General features: G+C 68.5%; 11 protein-coding genes and 1 pseudogene. 6 read left to right on the top strand and 6 right to left on the bottom strand.

Annotated elements, in window-relative coordinates; all coding sequences use genetic code 11:
- The first annotated feature begins 302 nt into the window (after positions 1–302).
- The gene (azu, locus tag AC3A84_RS08760; protein WP_487969203.1) at positions 303–764 is read left to right on the top strand and encodes an azurin; all 462 of its coding nucleotides are present in this window, start codon (positions 303–305) and stop codon (positions 762–764) included.
- A 197-nt stretch (positions 765–961) separates the two neighbouring features.
- Here the strand turns inward: azu and AC3A84_RS08755 are convergent.
- Positions 962–2,790 (bottom strand): annotated as a pseudogene (locus AC3A84_RS08755) (methyl-accepting chemotaxis protein).
- 270 nt (positions 2,791–3,060) lie between these two features.
- Here AC3A84_RS08755 and AC3A84_RS08750 point away from each other — a divergent pair.
- Entirely contained in the window at positions 3,061–5,496 is a 2,436-nt protein-coding gene (locus AC3A84_RS08750) for a YgiQ family radical SAM protein (RefSeq protein ID WP_487969202.1), read from the top strand.
- On the opposite strand, the gene AC3A84_RS08745 is transcribed toward AC3A84_RS08750, so the two are convergent.
- Positions 5,449–7,953: an EAL domain-containing protein gene (locus AC3A84_RS08745; protein WP_487969201.1), complete on the bottom strand. Its 2,505-nt coding sequence runs from the start codon at positions 7,951–7,953 to the stop codon at positions 5,449–5,451. The two genes, AC3A84_RS08750 and AC3A84_RS08745, sit on opposite strands and share 48 nt — an antisense overlap.
- Positions 7,954–8,479: 526 nt before the next feature.
- The gene (locus AC3A84_RS08740; protein WP_487969200.1) at positions 8,480–9,844 is read right to left on the bottom strand and encodes a CitMHS family transporter; all 1,365 of its coding nucleotides are present in this window, start codon (positions 9,842–9,844) and stop codon (positions 8,480–8,482) included.
- Between the two features lie 381 nt (positions 9,845–10,225).
- On the opposite strand from AC3A84_RS08740, the gene AC3A84_RS08735 reads away from it, so the two are divergent.
- The 4 genes from AC3A84_RS08735 (at position 10,226) to alaS (ending at position 16,472) form a co-directional block, all read left to right on the top strand.
- The gene (locus AC3A84_RS08735; RefSeq protein WP_487969199.1) at positions 10,226–10,948 is read left to right on the top strand and encodes a response regulator transcription factor; all 723 of its coding nucleotides are present in this window, start codon (positions 10,226–10,228) and stop codon (positions 10,946–10,948) included.
- The gene (locus tag AC3A84_RS08730; protein WP_487969198.1) at positions 10,935–12,530 is read left to right on the top strand and encodes a sensor histidine kinase; all 1,596 of its coding nucleotides are present in this window, start codon (positions 10,935–10,937) and stop codon (positions 12,528–12,530) included. Before AC3A84_RS08735 ends, AC3A84_RS08730 begins: the two co-directional genes overlap by 14 nt.
- On the top strand, positions 12,527–13,738 hold the full coding sequence (locus AC3A84_RS08725; RefSeq protein WP_487969197.1) for an ABC transporter substrate-binding protein: 1,212 nt from the start codon (positions 12,527–12,529) through the stop codon (positions 13,736–13,738). Before AC3A84_RS08730 ends, AC3A84_RS08725 begins: the two co-directional genes overlap by 4 nt.
- 124 nt (positions 13,739–13,862) lie before the next feature.
- On the top strand, positions 13,863–16,472 hold the full coding sequence (gene alaS / locus AC3A84_RS08720; protein WP_487969196.1) for an alanine--tRNA ligase: 2,610 nt from the start codon (positions 13,863–13,865) through the stop codon (positions 16,470–16,472).
- Positions 16,473–16,589: 117 nt separating this feature from the next.
- On the opposite strand, the gene AC3A84_RS08715 is transcribed toward alaS, so the two are convergent.
- From AC3A84_RS08715 to gluQRS, 3 genes are read right to left on the bottom strand one after another with little or no spacing between them, the layout of a single operon-like run.
- The gene (locus tag AC3A84_RS08715; RefSeq protein WP_487969195.1) at positions 16,590–17,618 is read right to left on the bottom strand and encodes a GGDEF domain-containing protein; all 1,029 of its coding nucleotides are present in this window, start codon (positions 17,616–17,618) and stop codon (positions 16,590–16,592) included.
- Between the two features lie 28 nt (positions 17,619–17,646).
- A complete protein-coding gene (trmB, locus tag AC3A84_RS08710; protein WP_487969332.1) occupies positions 17,647–18,402 on the bottom strand; it encodes a tRNA (guanosine(46)-N7)-methyltransferase TrmB in 756 nt (251 codons plus the stop codon).
- A gap of 17 nt (positions 18,403–18,419) precedes the next feature.
- Complete coding sequence (gene gluQRS, locus AC3A84_RS08705) at positions 18,420–19,439, bottom strand: tRNA glutamyl-Q(34) synthetase GluQRS (RefSeq protein ID WP_487969194.1); 1,020 nt, start codon at positions 19,437–19,439, stop codon at positions 18,420–18,422.
- Between the last annotated feature and the right edge of the window lie 28 nt (positions 19,440–19,467).

Raw genomic sequence — 19,467 nt, 5'->3', positions numbered from 1 at the left:
CGTGGATCCCGGATGGCTCCGGGTGCGGGCAGCCCGAAGATCAGCGGGATGGCCGCCGCCGCCTTGGCGTTGCGCTGAGCGTGTGTACCGGCTCCTGGCGACGCAGATCCGGATTCGTGTTCGGGGGCAAGGCGAGGCGAAGCCTGTCCGGTCCCAGATCGGCCAGGCGCCTGCTTGAGCCACATCAATGTCCGCAGGAGCCGTCTGCCTAAGATGGCCTGACCGATGGCTGCGTGCAAGCGCCCATCGCTTCCGCAGGCCCCGTGCCTGCCATCCTCTCTCTCAACGAAGGCAACAAGAACATGGCAATTTTCTGGAAACCCCTGGCGCTCGTCGCACTGTGTGCCGCCGCTGTGGCGGGCCCCGCCCGTGCGGCCGACTGCTCCGTCGAGATCGACGGCAACGACGCGATGCAGTTCAGCAAGGCCAGCATCTCGGTGCCCGCCAGCTGCAAGCAGTTCACCGTCAAGCTCAAGCATTCCGGCAAGCTGCCCAAGACAGCCATGGGCCACAACTGGGTGCTGACCAAGGCGTCCGACATGCAGGGCGCTCTGACGGACGGCATCGCGGCGGGCGCGGCGAAAAATTTCGTCAAGGACGGTGATGCACGCGTGATCGCGCACACCAAGCTGGTGGGGGGCGGCGAGAGCGATGCAGTGTCGTTTCCCGTGGCTTCGCTGAAGGCTGGCGAGTCGTATGCGTACTTCTGTTCCTTCCCCGGTCATGCAGCCATCATGAAGGGCACGCTGACGCTGGCGAAATGAAGCAGTGACGCCGCGATGACGACCACAGCGGCGGGCCGGCGTGACCGTGGCACCACGGCGGGATGGCGTTGAGCAGGAGAGGGGCGACGGCCTACACCGGTGCGGCAGGAAGCCTTCTAGGCTCGGACTTGCACCGTCTGCACTGCATCACCCCGCGACGCCCGTGCGCCGCTACAGGAAGCCCGCCATGTTGTCCTTCAATCTGCCGTTCGCCTTGACCCGCCTGTTCTCTGCCCCGTCGTTCGTGGGGGAGTCGCCGGCCACCGCTGCGCTGCTGCCAGTGCGGGCGACAGAGGCGGGGCCTGCCGCTGCGACGCTGCTGTCTGCCTACGACGAGCCGCCGGCCGATCTGGACCAGCGCGTTCGCGCCTCGGGCGAGTGGTGATCGCCCGGTTTACTTCTGCGGTGAGGCCAGTCGCAGTGACCGAGGCGCCATGCCCAGGGTGGGCACAGAAGCCGGCTTCAGCTTGAAAGTGGACACCGCATCGAAGAGCTCCTGCGCCTGCTGCTGAAGGCTGCTGGCCGCTGCGGAGCTTTCTTCGACCAGTGCGGCGTTTTGCTGCGTGGCTTCGTCCATCTGGTTCACGGCGATACCCACCTGAGCCACTCCGTTGCTCTGCTCTCTGCTCGCGGCGCTGATCTCGCCCACGATGTCGGTCACGCGCTTGATGGAAGACACCACTTCCTCCATCGTTCGGCCCGCACGTTCCACAAGGGCAGAGCCGGTCTCCACCTGTGCCACGCTGTCGGTGATGAGGGTCTTGATTTCCCGCGCCGCTTGCGCGCTGCGCTGCGCCAGATTGCGTACCTCTCCGGCCACCACCGCGAAGCCTCGCCCCTGCTCCCCGGCCCGGGCGGCCTCCACCGCTGCGTTCAGTGCAAGGATGTTGGTCTGGAAGGCAATGGAATCGATCACGCCGATGATTTCGGAGATTCGGCGCGCGCTTTCGTTGATTCCGCGCATGGTCACTACGACTTGCCCCACGGCGTCCCCGCCTTGCTGTGCCACGGTGGAGGCGCCTTGCGCCAGCTGGTTGGCCTGCAGGGCGTTGTCGGCGTTATGGCGGACGGTGGAACTGAGCTCTTCCATGGTGGCGGAGGTCTGCTGCAGTGCGCTCGCCTGCTGTTCGGTGCGCATGCTCAGGTCGCGGGCACCCGTGGCTATCTCGGTCGATCCCGTGACGATGGAGTCGGAGGCGTTGCGCACCTGCGCGACCATGCCGGCCAGGCTGCGCTGCATGGCCGCCAGAGAGGCCATGACGCTGCCGTCCGTCATGGTGTGGAAGTTCTCCAGCGGGCTCAGGTCGCCTCCGGCGACGCGCTGCGCCGCCAGGCCCAGCTCGGCGGGCTCCGCCCCCAGCGCGCGCGCGAGCCGGCGGGTAATGATCACCCCCGAAACGATGGCCATGGCCAGGGCCGCCACGCAGGCCACGATCAGGATGCTGCGCTGCTGCGAGAAACTCTCGACCGTCGCCTTGTTGGTCTCGGCGGCGCGCAAGCCGGCATCGGCGACGAAGTCCCCGGCCTTGCCCGTGAGCTCTGCCAGCAGAGGTCGGCATTCCTGATCGATCTTGGCCACGGCGGCCTGGTGCTGGCCGGCCATGGCCAGGCGCACGATGTCACGTGCCACGGGGCCATAGACGGATTCGATGCGGGTCAGGTCGGCCAGCAGGCCGCGGGTCGATTCGGGGATGGCGCCGCCTTTCGCGATGGCCTGCGTCAGGGCCGCCAAGTCTTTCTGCACGTCTTTATCCGCCTGGAGTACCAGTTTGAGTTCCTTTTCGATATCCGAGGCTTCGGTGACGAGCACCAGATTCCGCACGGCGACGGCGCGCCGACTGACCGCGTCGCGCATGCTGCTGGCCAGATCGGACTGCGCCTGTATGCCATGCACGTAGTCGGTGAACTTGCTGTTCGCCGAACTCAATGAAAGCAGCGACAGCGCGGCCACCACAAGCACCATGACCACCAATGCACCAAAAGCGAGGCTGAGTTGGGTCTTGACTTTGAAGCGTGGGGTGATCATCGGGAGCGTCCTCGGAGCGCCTGAGGCGCTTGTTTGTGTGCGGGGCTATTGTTTCCATAAGTAAAAAGGTGCGCGTGTAGGAAATTGCGAACACTTTTGGTGTTTTGCCTGTCTTGGGCCATGGGGCGGCAGCCCGCGGCCTTGCACAGACGCCACAAAGAGGCGCCTGGGTCGGGAAGTCCACATCGCTCCCGTGGTGGCAGTGCCCGTGCAAAGACGCCTCACGGCATGACCCACTAAAATCCACGGCCCCCCGCCAACACCAATCCAATGAACGCCCCTGTCGACGTTTCCTTTTTCGCGCGCGCCGCCAAGCCGCTGACGAGCTACCGCCCTTACTGGGCCAAGCGCTTCGGCACGGCTCCGTTCCTGCCCATGAGCCGCGAGGAGATGCAGCAGCTGGGCTGGGACAGCTGCGACGTGATCCTCGTCACCGGGGACGCCTACGTCGACCACCCCAGCTTCGGCATGGCGGTGATCGGCCGCACGCTGGAGGCGCAGGGCTTTCGCGTGGGCATCATTGCCCAACCGGACTGGCAGAGCGCCGAGGCGTTCAAGGCGCTGGGCCGGCCCAACCTGTTCTGGGGCGTGACGGCGGGCAACATGGATTCGATGATCAACCGGTACACGGCCGATCGGAAGATCCGCAGCGACGATGCCTACACCCCCGGCGACGTGGGCGGCAAGCGCCCCGACCGCGCCGCCATCGTCTACAGCCAGCGCTGCCGCGAGGCCTACAAGGACGTGCCCATCGTGCTGGGCGGCATCGAGGGCAGCCTGCGCCGCATCGCCCATTACGACTACTGGAGCGACAAGGTGCGGCGCTCCATCGTGGTCGATGCCAAGTGCGACCTGCTGCTCTACGGCAATGCCGAGCGCGCCCTGGTCGAGGTGGCCCACCGCCTGGCCGGGCGCGAGCCGGTCGAGCAGATCACCGACGTGCGCGGCACGGCCTTCGTGCGCCGCCCGGGCGACGAGACGGCCGCCGGCTGGTTCGAGATCGACTCCACCGACGTCGATGAGCCCGGCCGCGTGGAGGCCCACGTCAACCCCTACATGACGACCAGCGAGCAGGCCGCCGCCCAGGGCAGCACCTGCAGCAAGGAAGATGCTCCTGAATCGGTAGCTGAAGGCCCAGGTGCCGCCTGCGCTAGCGGCCCAAAGGATGCCCAGCCGGCCGCCCAGCCCATCCAGTTCGTCGCCAACCCGTCGCTGCGGGTCAAGCTCAAGGTGCCGCCGCGCGAGAAGAGCGTGATCCGCCTGCCGAGCTACGAGCAGGTCAGGAGCGACCCGGTGCTCTACGCCCACGCCAACCGCGTGCTGCACCTGGAGACCAACCCCGGCAACGCCCGCGCGCTGGTGCAGGCGCACGGCGAGGGCGCCACGGCGCGCGACGTGTGGATCAACCCGCCGCCCATCCCGCTCACCACGGCCGAGATGGACTACGTGTTCGACCTGCCCTATGCCCGCGGCCCGCACCCGAGCTACGCCGACGAGAACGGCAGCCACGACGGCGCGACCAAGATCCCGGCCTGGGAGATGATCCGCTTCAGCGTGAACATCATGCGGGGCTGCTTCGGCGGCTGCACCTTCTGCTCGATCACCGAGCATGAGGGCCGCATCATCCAGAGCCGCTCGGAGGATTCGATCATCCAGGAGATCGAGGACATCCGCGACAAGGTCAAGGGCTTTACCGGCACCATCTCCGACCTGGGCGGCCCCACGGCCAACATGTACCGCCTGGGCTGCAGGAGCCCCGAGATCGAGGCCGCCTGCCGCAAGCCCAGCTGCGTCTATCCGGGCATCTGCCAGAACCTCACGACCGACCACGGCCCGCTCATCAAGATCTACCGCCGCGGCCGCGCGCTCAAGGGCATCAAGAAGATCCTGATCGGTTCGGGCCTGCGCTACGACCTGGCCGTGAAGTCGCCCGAGTACGTCAAGGAACTGGTGCAGCACCACGTGGGCGGCTATCTCAAGATCGCGCCCGAGCACACCGAGCAGGGTCCGCTCACCAAGATGATGAAGCCGGGCATCGGCAGCTACGACCGCTTCAAGCAGATGTTCGAGCAGTTCAGCGAAGAGGCGGGCAAGAAGCAGTTCCTGATCCCGTACTTCATCGCTGCCCACCCGGGCACGAGCGACGAGGACATGATGAACCTCGCCATCTGGCTCAAGAAGAACGGTTTCCGCGCCGACCAGGTGCAGACCTTCTACCCGAGCCCCATGGCCACCGCCACGGCCATGTACCACTCCGGGCGCAACACGCTCACGCGCGTGCGGCGCCAGATGCGCGATGCGGACGAGGAGTCGGTGGATATCGTGCGCGGCGAAAAGCGCCGCCGCCTGCACAAGGCCTTCCTGCGCTACCACGACCCCAACAACTGGCCGCTGCTGCGGGATGCGCTCAAGGCCATGGGCCGGGCCGACCTGATCGGCAACGGCAAGCACCATCTGATCCCGACCTTCCAGCCGATGACGGATGGCAGCTACCAGAGCGCGCGGCGCAGCAACAGCACCGTCGCTCCGGCCCGCAAGACGGTGCAGCCCAGCAAGCCCGTTCCGGGCCGCTTGCTGACGCAGCATACCGGCCTGCCACCGCGTGCCGGTGTGGGCGGCGCTGCCGCCAAGTCGGCGGGCGGCTCGCGCCCTGCCGGCTCAGGCGGAAAACCCGCCGCCGGCAAACCGCTGCGCCGCGGCCGCTGAAGGCAGCGGCTTGCTGGTGGGCTGCGCGGCCGCGAACGGTGTGGGTGGGCCGATGGCGGTGCCCTGCGCATGGTCCACGCCCATCTCGCGCAGCGCCTGCACGGTGGCGGGGGTTTCGGCGTATTCCGCGATGGTTTCCTTGCCCATCACGTGGGCGATGTGGTGGACCATCTGCACCATCGCCCGGTGGGCGTCGTCCTGCGCCATGCTGCGCACCAGGCTCCCGTCGATCTTGAGATAGTCCACCGGCAGCTGCCGAAGGTAGGTGAACGAGGACATGCCGGCGCCGAAGTCGTCCAGCGAGAAGCGGCAGCCGAGCTGCCGTAGCTCGCCGATCAGCCGGATGGCATTGGACATGCGGCCGATCGCCGCTGTCTCGGTGATCTCGAAGCACAGCACGCCGGGCGGCACGGCATGCAGCGCGATCTGGCCGCGCAGGAAGGCCAGCAGGCCGTCGTCGCCCAGGCTGGTGCCCGACAGGTTGATGGCGCAGCGTTCGATGGAAGGCCCGATGCTGTTCGCCCGGCGCCGGGCCAGCTCGGCGAGTGCGCGGCTCACCACCCAACGGTCAATGGCGGGCATGAGCCCGAATCGCTCGGCCGCCGGTATGAACTCGGCCGGCGCATTGCCCTCGGGCGTGCCGTCTTCCAGCCGCAGCAGCACCTCCAGATGCAGGCCCGAGCTTTCCCGCTGGAGCGGATGGATCTCCTGCGCGTAGAGGCTGAAGAGGCCGCGGTCCAGTGCGTCCCGCAGTCGCTGCATCCAGTCGATGTCGCTCGCGCCGGTGGGGGGCGCACTGCTCTGGGGCTGGTGGACATGGACGGTGTTGCGGCCTCGTTCCTTGGCGCCGTAGCAGGCGATGTCGGCCACGCGCAGTACTTCCTGCAGCGAGTCCAGCGTGGGCGTCAGATGCACCAGTCCGATGCTCACGCCCGTGCGAAGGACGCGTTCGCCCCAGCGGATGTGCAGCGATTCAGCGCCCTGGCGCATCTCGGTGGCGACCTGCAGTGCCTTGTCGGACGGGCAGCCCGCCAGTATCACGCCGAATTCATCACCGCCCAGGCGTGCCAGGGTGTCCTCGGCACGCAGCCCGTTCTGCAGCAGTTGGCACACCGCCTGCAGCATGGCATCGCCGGCAGGGTGGCCGCAGCTGTCGTTGATGAGCTTGAATTGGTCCAGGTCCACATAGAGCAGACTGCCACGGGTCGGCTGCGGCCCGTCTGCTTCGCCGGCTGGCAGAGGTTGCGCCAGCAGGGCATGCAGGCGGCGCTCGAACTCCCGGCGGTTCACCAGCCCTGTCAGCGGGTCGTGCGTGGCCTGCCAGGAGAGCTGTTCCAGATACTCCTGCTCGCGTTGCATGTCACGGAGCACGAAGACGGCGCCGGACACCTCTCCTTGTTCGTGTAGCGGCGAGCCCACCACCGTGACGGGCAGCGTGCTGCCGTCGGCGCGCTGCACCGCCAACATGGTGTCGCCCTCGTGCAGCGGCCCTCCCTGATGCAGGGCGAGCTCCAGCAACGGGGCGAACGGGTAGGCAGCAGCGCTTGCCGAAAATCGCATCAGATCCTGGGCTGGACGCTGGTGGGCGTGCTGCAGGCTCACGCCCAGCATGGCTTCGGCGGCGGGGTTCATGTAGGCCACGCGACCGTCCACCCGGGTGGTGACTACGGCGTCGCCGATCGCGGCCAGGGTGGAGCGCGCATTCTCGCGCTCGCCTTGCAGCGCGTTTTCCATTCGGCGGCGCTGCGCCTGCAACTGGCGGGTGATCCAGAGCGTCCACACGATGAGCAGGCCGGCGGTGCACAGGTTCACTGCAAGCAGCAGCCGGCTGATCTGGCGCGTGACATTGCCCAGTTCGAGGCCGAAATCGATGCTGGCAGGCGTGGCGGCTTCGTCGATGGCCTGGATGCGCTGTTGCCATTGCTGCCGGAGGGCGGCATCGGGCAGACCTTCGCTGGCGAGGTGGGCGCGCATCTCCAGCGCCAGGTCCTGCAGTTGCAGCAGGTAGATGTCGCCCAGCTTCCAGAGCGCAATGGGTTCCCTGAGCAGAGCCGAATGCTGCAAGTGGCGGATCAGGAAGATCAGGTCGCTGGCGTCATGCGGATGATTGCCGCCGCGTACCGCTGCGGCGTGCGCCGCTACGTCATCGGCGGGATCGGACAGGGCGAGCTGCCGCGCCAGCCGGTCGGCCAGTGGCACGCTGAGGGCTTGTTCAAAGCGTGCCAGGTGGTCGGCGCGGCCGCTGTCCGCATACAGGCTCAGATAGCGTACCGCGTCCTTCTGTCCCTTGCTCCACTGGCTCTCGCCATAGACCAGAGCCCGCAGTGCGGACATGAGATGGATGCTGCCGGCGGCCAGCGCCACCTGCAGCAGCACCATGGCGATGACGGGCCACGAGCGGCGCAAGGTGTCCCGCAGCTGCGCGATGGGCGATGGCTGCTGCGGCTGCGTGCTCATGGCGATGCCCGCTAGCGGGCGCGGCGGCGGCTACGCGGCGCCTTTGGACCGCGGGGTCCGTGCGGGGCGCCGAGACGAGGCAGCAAAGGGTGACTTGCGTACGCTTGCATGGCAATCACTATAGCGACGAAGCATCTGTTTGCGGCCCCCCGGCATCCGCCTGTAATCCCGTAGGGAATTGCATTGGACAACGATCAGATGGGCCGCTGCAGGGGTGTTGCGCTGGAGCGCCAGGCTGCGGGCGGGCCGGGGTTGGGCCCCATGGCTGCAGGTCAAATCGACGTCAGGCCCATGCTTCCTTTGGGCTTTTCGCTATCAAAAGAGGAGCGTTTGCAACTGAGCCACGCACCCGGCGATCCGTCACCAGGGAGTGCGTTTTCCGGATTGTGGTGCTCCCGGGCCAGTGCCTGCAGTGGGGCGCAGGAGCGACTCGCCACGACGGCGGCGACGGTCTGGTGCGTGGCCGGTGCACGCGGGCCGCTCTGCTGGGCAGCCCCGCCGCCGTGGCCGGGGCGGAAAGCCCGGCTCAGCGTGCCAGCGCCTGGCCCACCAGCGGGAAGAGCCCCAGCAGCAGGCAGGCGCCCATCAGCGCCAGGCAGACCAGCACGGCCCACTTCAGAGTGAAGCGCTGGTGGTCGCCGAAATCCACGCCCGCCAGGCTGACCAGCAGGTAGGTGGAGGGCACGAGCGGACTCAGCAGGTGCACGGGCTGGCCGATGAGCGAGGCACGGGCCATTTCCACGGCGCTGATGCCGTAACCCTGGGCGGCTTCGTTGAGGATGGGCAGCACGCCGAAGTAGAAGGCGTCGTTCGACATGAAGAAGGTCAGCGGCATGCTCAGCAGCGCGGTGATGCTCGGCAGGTAGGGCCCCAGGCTGGGCGGGATGGCCGCCAGCAGGCCGCGCGACATGGCTTCCACCATGCCCGTGCCGGAGAGGATGCCGGTGAAGATGCCGGCTGCGAAGATCAGCGCCACCACGGCAAGGGCATTGCCCGAGTATTCGGCGATCAGGTGGCGCTGATGCGCGAGGTTGGGGTAGTTGATGACCATCGCGATGGCGAAACCGATCATGAACAGCACGGGCAGCGGCAGCAGGCCCATCACCAGGGCCACCATGAGCGCGGTGGTGAGAGCGAAATTCACCCAGAGCAGCTGGGGGCGGCGCAGTTCGGCGGTCTCGGTGCCGGCCATGGTGGGCAGGTGCTCGCCCGTGCTCTCGTCATCGCCCTGCACGGCGGAGGCGTCGCTCATGCCATCGCCCGGCAGCGCCACGCGGCCCAGGCGGCGGCGTTCGCGCAGGCCGAGCCAGAAGGCGATGGCCATCAGGCTCGCGATGGCGATGCCCATGGCGGGCACCATGGGCACGAAGACCTCGCCCGGGTCCACGTGCAGGGCGCTGGCGGCGCGGGCCGTGGGGCCGCCCCAGGGCGTCAGGTTCATGATGCCGCTGGCCAGCAGCGCCACGCAGGTCAGGTTCAGCGGATTCATCTTCAGCCGCTTGTAGAGCGGCAGCATCGAGGCGATGGTGATCATGTAGGTGGTCGAGCCGTCGCCGTCGAGCGAGATCAGCAGCGCCAGCGCGGCCGAGCCCATCACGATCTTGAGCGGGTCGCCCTTGACCAGCTTGAGGATCACTCCCACCACCGGGTCGAAGAGGCCCGCGTGGATCATCACCCCGAAGTACAGGATGGCGAACATCAGCATCACGCCGGTGGGCGCGATCTTGCGGATGCCGTCCAGCATCATGGCCCCCATGGTGGGCCCGAAGCCGCCCACCAGGGCGAAGACGATGGGAATGATGATGAGCGCGACCAGCGGCGAAAGGCGCCGGGTCATGATGAGCGTCATGAACGTCAGCACCATGCCGAATCCGAGCAGGGTCAGCAGCATGGCGGGGTTCTCCGGGTGGATGGCATCGGGGGTGTCTCCGTGTTCTATCGAATCGAATGCGGGGTCGTAAAAAACAACGCACAGCGAAGGCCTGCGCCCAGGGGTGGGGCTGCAGGAGTGCGAGCGGGGTGAACCTTAGGCAGCGACCCTGTCGTGCGCCTGTCGTAGGCGCGGCTATAGGTGGATGTGCTGATGGGGTAAACCCTGGTTTTGACGACCAAGCCTGGGGCCGATTGCAGCGATACTGCCGGGCTTTGCACCGCCGACCCCTGCCATGTATCCGACGCCCGTTGCCGCTGCCGCCGCACAGCCTGCCCGCTCTGTCATCGCTGCCGTTCCCGCCGTTGCTGCCTTCACGCGGCGCGGAGCCGGGGGCTGACGATGCGCATCCTGGTGGTCGAAGACGACACCGACCTGGCCGAGGCCGTGGTGCGCCGCCTGCGGCGCCAGGGCCATGCGGTGGATTGGCAGTCCAACGGCCGCGAGGCCTGCGAGGTGCTGGGCTATGCGCAGTTCGACCTGCTGCTGCTCGACATCGGCTTGCCGGGCATGGACGGCATGGCCCTGTTGGCCCACCTGCGCCGCCAGGGCAACAAGACGCCGGTGCTGATGCTCACCGCGCGCTCCGACATCGAGGACCGCGTCAACGCCCTGGACGAGGGGGCCGACGACTACCTCGATAAGCCCTTCGACTTCCGCGAGCTGGACGCGCGCTGCCGCGCCCTGCTGCGCCGGCCGCAGGGGCAGGCCTCCGGGCTCTGGGCGGTCGGGGGGCTGGCCATCGACAGCGCCGCACGCCGCGTCAGCCTGCACGGGCGGGCGCTGGACCTTCCGCACCGTGAGTTCAGCCTGCTGGAGATCCTGGTCGGCCGGCTGGGCCGCGCCGTCAGCAAGGACGAGATCGCCGGCCGGCTCTTCCACTTCGACGAGGACGTGGGCCTGAACGCCATCGAGGTCTATGTGGGCCGCCTGCGCCGCAAGCTGGCCGGCAGCCAGCTGGTGATCACCACCGTGCGCAGCGTGGGCTACCGCGCAGACGTGCAGCCGTTGCCGCCGGCCGATGGGGCCCCGCCGGCCCCGGCCCCCGCCGATGACGGCCGTTGACAGCGCGCTGGGCGCCGGCCCCGCGCCCGACGCGCCGGCGCGCACGCTGCCCGCCGTGCGCCGCACGCTGCTCACGGCCATCGCCGCGCTGTTCGCGCTGGCCACGGTGGTGCTGTTCTTCGCCGCCCGCAGCTACGGACTGAGCGCGGCCGACCGTTCCTACGACCACCTGCTGCGCGCCTCGGCCCTCTCCATGGCCGACAGCGTGGCCTTCGTGCAGGGCCGCTGGCAGGTCGATCTGCCTTATGCCGCACTCGATCTGCTGGCCATGGCGCCCGAAGACCGCGCCTTCTACCGCATCGCCGGGCCGGACGGCGCCACCATCACCGGCTATGCCGACCTGCCCCCGCCGCCGGCCTCCCTCTCCAGGGGGGATGCCGACGGCCAGCAGCCCGTCTTCTTCAGCGCCCACTACCGTGGCGCGCCCGTGCGCTTCGTCGCTGTGCCAAGGGCCATCGCGGGCGGGCCGGGCTCGGGCCGGTTCTGGGTGCAGGTGGGCCAGACCCGGCAGGCACGCGACGCGCTGGCGGCGGACATCGTCTGGCGCGCCACCGCCGCCATCGCGGCGCTGATGGCCTGCGTGTTCGGCCTCTTGTGGCTGGGCGTGGACCGCGCCTTGCGCCCGCTGGCCCAGCTGCAGCGCGAGCTGCTGGAGCGCGAGGCTTCCGACCTGCGCCCCATCGCCAGCCCGGTGCCGCGCGAGCTGGCGCAGCTGGCCGGTGCGCTCAACGGCTTCATGGGGCGGCTGGCGCTCAACCTGGACGCGCTGCGCACCTTCATCGCCGAAGCCGCCCACCAGATGCGCACGCCACTGGCCGCGCTCATCGCCCAGGCGCAGGAGGGGCTGGACGATGACGACCCGCATGCCCAGCGCCAGAGCCTGCAGGCGGTCGAGCGCAACGCGCTGCGCCTGCGCCGGCTGCTCAACCAGCTGCTGAGCGATGCCAGCGTCAGCCACCAGGGCCAGCTGCAGCGGTTCGCGCCCGTCGATCTGCTGGCGCTGGCCCGCGAGGCCCTGCGCGACGTGGTGCCGCGCGCTGAGCCTCAGCCGGTGGTGCGGCTCTGGCTGCAGTCCGATTTGCTATCGAAAGAGGAGCTGATTGCCATTTATCCGCAAGGGCGAGAAGCCCAAATGGCCGCACTGCCTGGCCGCCCGGCCCGGGTGCATGGCGACGCGTTGATGCTGCGCGAGGCAATCAAGAATCTGGTGGACAACGCGCTCAAGCACGGCGTGCCGCTCGGGCACGACGAACAAGAGGCGGCGCAGCCCGCCATCGTCGATGTGACGCTGCGCGCCGTGCCCGGCGGCTGGCAGCTGGAAGTGGCCGACCGGGGCCCGGGCGTGCCCGAAGAGCAGCATGCGCATCTCTTCGAGCGTTTCGTGCGCGGGCCGGGCGCGGGGGCCGGCGGCGCGGGTCTGGGCCTGGCCATCGTGCAGCGCGTGGTCGCCGGGCACGGCGGGCGCATCGAGATGGCGGCGCGCGAAGGCGGTGGCTGGCGCATCGCCTTCACCCTGCCGGCGGTTGCCGATGGCATGTCGCCCCCCTCCGCGCTGCCACCTGTTGGGGAGCGTTCGCCGTGAACGCCATCCCTTCCCGCCGCCAGTGGCTGCAGGGCGTCGCCGCGCTCGCGCTGGCCCCGGCCGGCGCCGCGCCGGCCTTGGCCGCGCCGCTGCCCAACGCCGCCGCCAAGGCCATGCGCGGCACGACCACCATGCGCGGCGACGCCGCGACCGTCACCTTCTTCCCGCCAGCCTCGGGCCGCCAGCAGGCGCTGCTCAGCATCGACTGCGCGACCGACACGGCGCTCTTCGCCCCGGCCATCCGCGACTTCCAGCGCCGCGAACCTGACCTGGCCGTGCGCTGCGCCGACCGGCAGAGCCTGGACATCCATGCCCAGGCCCTGGCCCGCGCCGAAGGACGGCTGCGGGGCGCCGCGCCCCCGCTGGCGGCAGCCGACGGCGCCCCCGACCTGCTCGTCAGCAGCAGCCTGGACCTGCAGACCCAGCTGGCCAACGACGGCCACGTGCTGGCCCACCCGTCGGCGCTGGCGCGCAGCCTGCCCGCCGGAGCGCACTGGCGGCACGAGGTGTTCAGCCTGGGCGCCGACGCGGTGGTCATGGCCTATCACCCGCGCCTCTTGCCGCCGCACCTGGCGCCGCGCACCCGGGGCCAGCTGCTGGCGCTGCTGCGCGACTCCCAGCGGCCGCTGGCGGGCCGCCTGGGCACCTACGACGCCACCCGCAGCGGCCTGGGCTATCTGCTGGCCACGCAGGACTCCCGCCAGGACAGCACCGCCAGCGTGCTGCTGGCCGCGATGGGCGCCAACCGGGTGCGGCTGGGCGACCACATCGACCCGCTGCTGGATGCGCTGGAGCGCGGCGAGCTGGCGCTGGTCTACAACGTGCCGGCCTCCTACGCCCAGGCCCGTATCGCGGCAGGTTCGCCGCTGCGCGTGGTGGTGCCCGAGGACTACACCCTGCTCACCACCCGCTCAGCCGTCATCCCCGCCACGGCCCCTCATCCCGAGCTGGCCCGGCCTTTCCTTGATTACCTGATTTCGCCCGAGGGCCAGGCCGTGCTGGCCCGGGACACGCGGCTGATCCCCATCCGCCAGGCGGTGGCCGCCGGCACTGCCGGCCGCACGGCCGGCATCGACCCCGAGCTGCTGGGCGCGGGCGCCAGTTCATGGCGCCTGCTGGCGCCCGGCCTGGGCCTGCTGGTGTATCTGGACCCTCTGAAGCGCCAGCGTTTCCTGCAGGCCTGGGCGACCAGCATGGGCACGGGCTAAAGGGGCAGGGCCACCCGGGGAACGATGAGATAATCGAAGGCTTTCGCCTCCTTCCATTTCCACCGAAAAGACGCCGCTTGGCATGCGCTGGCCCCAGCGCGGCAGGCCGCGCAGAAAGACCCGGATGAAAGTCTCTGAAATCCGCGCCAAGTTCCTCGACTTCTTCGCCGAGCGCGGCCACACCGTGGTGCCTTCGTCGTCGCTCGTTCCGGGCAACGACCCCACGCTGATGTTCACCAATTCGGGCATGGTCCAGTTCAAGGACGTGTTCCTGGGCACCGACAAGCGTCCCTATAACCGCGCCACCTCGGTTCAGGCCTGCCTGCGCGCCGGCGGCAAGCACAACGACCTGGAGAACGTGGGCTACACCGCCCGCCATCACACCTTCTTCGAGATGCTGGGCAACTGGAGCTTCGGCGACTACTTCAAGCGCGAATCGCTGAAGTGGGCCTGGGAGCTGCTCACCAAGGTGTATGGACTGCCGCCCGAGCGCCTGCTGGCCACCGTCTATCAGGAAGACGACGAGGCCTACGACATCTGGACCAAGGAGATCGGCCTGCCGCCCGAGCGCGTGATCCGCATCGGCGACAACAAGGGCGGCCGCTACAAGTCCGACAACTTCTGGATGATGGCCGACACCGGCCCCTGCGGCCCGTGCTCCGAGATCTTCTACGACCACGGCGCGCACATCCCCGGCGGCCCCCCAGGTAGCCCCGATGAAGACGGCGACCGCTTCATCGAGATCTGGAACAACGTGTTCATGCAGTTCGACATGAAGGAAGACGGCAGCGTCGTGCCGCTGCCCGCGCCCTGCGTCGATACCGGCATGGGCCTGGAGCGGCTCGCCGCCATCCTGCAGCACGTCCACAGCAACTACGAGATCGACATCTTCGATGCGCTGATCAAGGCCGCTGCGCGCGAGACGCACACCACCGATCTGGCGAACCCTTCGCTCAAGGTCATCGCCGACCACATCCGTGCCACCTCGTTCCTCATCAGCGACGGCGTGATCCCCAGCAACGAAGGCCGCGGCTACGTGCAGCGCCGGATCGTGCGCCGCGCCATCCGCCACGGCTACAAGCTGGGCCAGAAGACGCCGTTCTTCCACAAGCTGGTGAAGGACCTGGCCGAGCAGATGGGCGAGGCGTACCCCAAGCTGCGCGAGCAGGAACAGCGCATCACCGAAGTGCTCAAGGCCGAGGAAGAGCGCTTCTTTGAGACGCTGGCCAACGGCATGGAGATCCTCGACGCCGCCCTCGCCGGCGACGCCAAGGTGCTGCCCGGCGACGTGGCCTTCAAGCTGCACGACACCTACGGCTTCCCGCTCGACCTGTCGGCCGACGTCTGCCGTGAGCGCGGCCTGACGGTGGACGAAGAGGGCTTCAAGGCCGCCATGGAGCGCCAGAAGTCCCAGGCCCGCGCCGCAGGCAAGTTCAAGATGGACCGCGCCCTGGAATACACCGGCGCCGATGGCGAATTCGTGGGCTACACGACGCTGGGCTCCACCGCCACGGTCACCGCGCTCTACGCCGATGGCGTGAGCGTGCAGCGCCTCGAACAGGGCCAGGCGGGTGTGGTCGTGCTCGACGCCACGCCGTTCTATGCCGAATCCGGCGGCCAGGTGGGCGACCAGGGCCATCTGCGGGCCGACCATGCCGACTTCGCCGTGTCCGACACGCAGAAGATCAAGGCCCAGGTGTTCGGCCACCACGGCGTGATGGTGCGCGGCGAGCTGCGCGTGGGCCAGACGATTTCCGCCGAGGTGGACAAGCCCCTGCGCGAATCCACGCTGCGCAACCACTCGGCCACTCACCTGATGCACAAGGCCCTGCGCGAGGTGCTGGGCGATCACGTGCAGCAAAAGGGCAGCCTGGTGACGCCTGAGCGCACGCGCTTCGACTTCACGCACGGCGCCCCGGTGACCGATGCGCAGATCCGCGAGATCGAACGCCGCGTGAATGCCGAGATCCTGGCCAACACCGCCACCGATGCGCGCGTGATGGACATCGAATCGGCCCAGAAGACGGGCGCCATGATGCTGTTCGGCGAGAAGTACGGCGAGACCGTGCGCGTGCTGGACATCGGCAGCAGCCGCGAGCTGTGCGGCGGCACCCACGTCGAGCGCACGGGCGACATCGGCCTCTTCAAGGTGGTGGCCGAAAGTGGCGTGGCTGCAGGCGTGCGCCGCATCGAGGCCGTGACCGGCACCCATGCGCTGGCCTACCTGCAGCAGCTGGAAGACACCGTGAGCCAGGCCGCAGGCGCGCTGCGCGCTCCGGTGGCCGAGATCACTGGCCGCATCGGCCAGGCGCTGGATCAGGTCAAGGCGCTGGAGCGCGAAGTGGCGGCCTTGAAGGGCAAGCTCGCTTCCAGCCAGGGCGACGAGCTGGTCGGCCAGGCGGTGGACGTGAAGGGCCTGAAGGTGCTCGCAGCGACACTGCCCGGCGCCGATGCCAAGACCTTGCGCGACACCATGGACAAGCTCAAGGACAAGCTCAAGACGGCCGCCATCGTGCTGGCCGCCGCCGATGGCGACAAGGTGCAGATCGCCGCAGGCGTGACGGCCGACAGTACGGGCCGGGTCAAGGCGGGCGAACTGGTGAACTTCGTGGCCAGCCAGGTCGGTGGCAAGGGCGGCGGCAAGGCCGACATGGCCATGGCCGGCGGCACCAACGCTGCGGCGCTGCCGGCAGCTCTGGCCTCGGTGCAGGCCTGGGTGGCCGATCGGGTCTGAGCCCCGTAGCCAGCGCCTTCGGGCGCCGATGGAAAAAGGCCTGCACATGCAGGCCTTTTTTTCGTCTTCTGTGGAGCGGCGGCCGGTAGCCAAGCCCGCAAGGTTGCCGAGAAGGCGTTAGAAGAATTCGACGTCGTCCTGCCGCACCGTGGCAGCGACGTGGCCTTGCTTGACGAGGTCGCCGTAGAAGCACACCTGGTTGCGGCCATGGTCTTTGGCGTAGTAGAGCGCCTGATCCGCGTGCCCCAGGATCTCGACGGGAATGCCCTCTTGCGTGCTGACGAAGCCCACGCTGACGGTGACCTTGCCGACCTGTGGGAAGTGGTGGTCCTGCACGGCCTCTCGGAAACGATTGAAGATCCGGTAGGCCATCTCCAGCGTGGTGGAGCGCAGCAGCACCACGAACTCCTCGCCGCCGAAGCGGAAGATGCGGTCCTGCGCGCGGAACGAATTGCGCAGGATGTTGGCCATGAGGATCAGCACCTCGTCGCCGTAGAGGTGGCCGAAGCGATCGTTCACCTGCTTGAAGTGATCGACGTCCACCACGGCCAGCCACTGCTGCACGTCCTGCTCGGCGCCCTCGGGACCCAGTTCTGTGGCGCTGTGGGTGTTGCCGGCGATGCGCCGAGAGAACTCCTCGTCGAAGGTTTTGCGATTGAACAGGCCGGTGAGCGCATCGCGTTCGCTGTAGTCCAGCAGGTTCTGGTAGTTCTGATAGACGAAGAACACGCTTTTGATGACGTGGATCTTGTGCTGCGCGAACGGCCGCGACTGGGTGATCTCCAGGCAGCTGTGCACTTGGTCGTGTAGCCAGATGGGCAGCCACATCACGTGAACGCCCTTGCGCGGAGAGTGCAGTGCGCTCGTCTCGTGGGCAGCGATGCACTGGCTCAGCGCGGGCAATTCCGTCAGCGGCTGCGCCTTCTTGTCCTCCGACGGCTCGTGGACGGCCGTGGTCACCCACTGGTCATCGTGCAGCCAGCAGCGGGGGCGCACGAAGAGCGCGTTGGCATGGTGGAAGATATCGAGCGACCGCACTTGCCGGACCGAAGGCATCTGGTTCAGGGTGGACAGCACCGACAGCTCCAGACGGAGGTGGTCGCGCTGCCCCGTCATTTCCACCAGGTTGGCAAGAATGGGTTGCATGGCGGCCTACGCTTTCGGTTGGTGTGGGTCAGGGTTGGCGGCGGAACACCACGTCCCACACGCCGTGGCCGAGCCGTAGGCCGCGGTTCTCGAACTTGGTGAGCGGGCGGTAGTCGGGCTGCGGTGCGAAGCCTCCCGCCTGCTGGCTATTGGCCAGCAGCGGCTCGGCCGACAGCACTTCCAGCATCTGTTCGGCGTAGGGCTGCCAGTCGGTGGCGCAGTGCAGGTAGCCACCGGGCTTCAGGCGCGCGGCCAGCTTGGCGACCAGCGGCGGCTGGATGAGACGCCGCTTGTTGTGCTTCTTCTTGTGCCAGGGGTCCGGAAAGAAGATATGGATGCCGTCCAGAGAGCCCGGTGCCAGCATGTGGTCGATCACCTCGACCGCATCGTGCTGCAGGATGCGGATGTTCCCGATGTCCTGCTCGCCGATGCGCTTGAGCAGTGCACCCACCCCGGGCTCGTGGACCTCGCAGCACAGGAAGTTGTCCTGGGGCCGAACGCGGGCGATGTGGGCGGTGGCCTCGCCCATGCCGAAGCCGATTTCCAGGATGAGCGGCGCCGTGCGGCCGAACGCGGACTCGGCATCGAAAGGCTGCGCCGCATAGCTCAAAAGGAAGCGAGGGCCCAGGTCCTCGAAGGCCTTGGCCTGGCCCGTGGTGGTGCGGCCGGCGCGGCGCACATAGCTCTTGATGGTCTTGGGGTAGGCCACGCCGGCAGGCGCGCCGCAAGCGCTGGAGGAGGGTGACTCTGCGGCCACGTCGGTGGATTCGGCGTTGTCGCCGATGGGAGATGGAATTGCGTTCACGATGATGGATTGTAGATTCGCTGCCAGGCCGCGACCCAGACACCGAGCGCCTGCGCGATGGCTGAACTTGCGCCGCGGCTTTCATCGTTCGCGCAGCCGTCCGAAAGCGCTTCAGGCAGGCCCAGCGCGCGCGCTGCTGCGGCCAGCGCCTGTAGCGGCCGGTGGGTGTCGATGGGCGGGGCACCGTGCTGTTTGGAGAGCTTTTCACCATCGGCGGCCCGCACCAGCGGAACGTGCAGGTAGCGTGGCGTGGACAGACCCAGCGCGGACTGCAGCAGGATCTGGCGCGGGGTGTTGTCGGCCAGGTCCGCGCCGCGCACAACATCGGTCACGCCCTGATCCGCATCGTCGATGACCACGGCCAGCTGGTAGGCCCAGAGCCCGTCGGCGCGGCGAAGCACGAAGTCGCCCACCTGCCGGGCCACGTCCTGCTGCTGCGGGCCCAGCCGGCGGTCGGTCCAGCGCACTCCGCTGTTTGCTATCGAATACATAGCTGCACGCCCTTTTTCTTCCTGGGCTGGAGCGCTGTTTTGCTGATATTCGGTAGCCGCGAAGCGCCACGCGCGCGCAGGTTGCCCGTGCAGGCCGTGGCGGCAAGTGCCGGGGTAAGGCAGTTCGCTGTGCCGCTCCCGCGCATGGCCTGCGGCGGCAAGGGCCGACTCGATGTCGCGGCGCGAGCAGGCGCAGGGGTAGGCGCGCCGCTGCGCCACGAGCTGGTCCAGCGCGGTCTGGTAACGCGCATTCCGTGCCGATTGCCACACCGGGGGCTCGTCGGGCATCAGCCCGCAGGCGGCCAGCTGCTGCAGGATGGTTTCGGCCGCGCCCGGCACGCAGCGGGGCGTGTCGACGTCTTCGATGCGCACCAGCCAGCGCCCGCCCTGCACAGCGCGCGCATCGAGCCAGCTGGCCAGGGCTGCCACCAGCGAACCGGCATGCAGCGGGCCCGTTGGCGAGGGCGCGAACCGGCCTACGTAGCGGCCTGCAGGGGAGGGCGCACCCAGACGGGTGCCGGCCATGGGGGAGGTGGCAAGCGGGAGCAAGGCG

The sequence above is a fragment of the Paracidovorax sp. genome, assembly GCF_057642795.1.
This window is presented reverse-complemented; position numbering and strand designations above follow the sequence as displayed.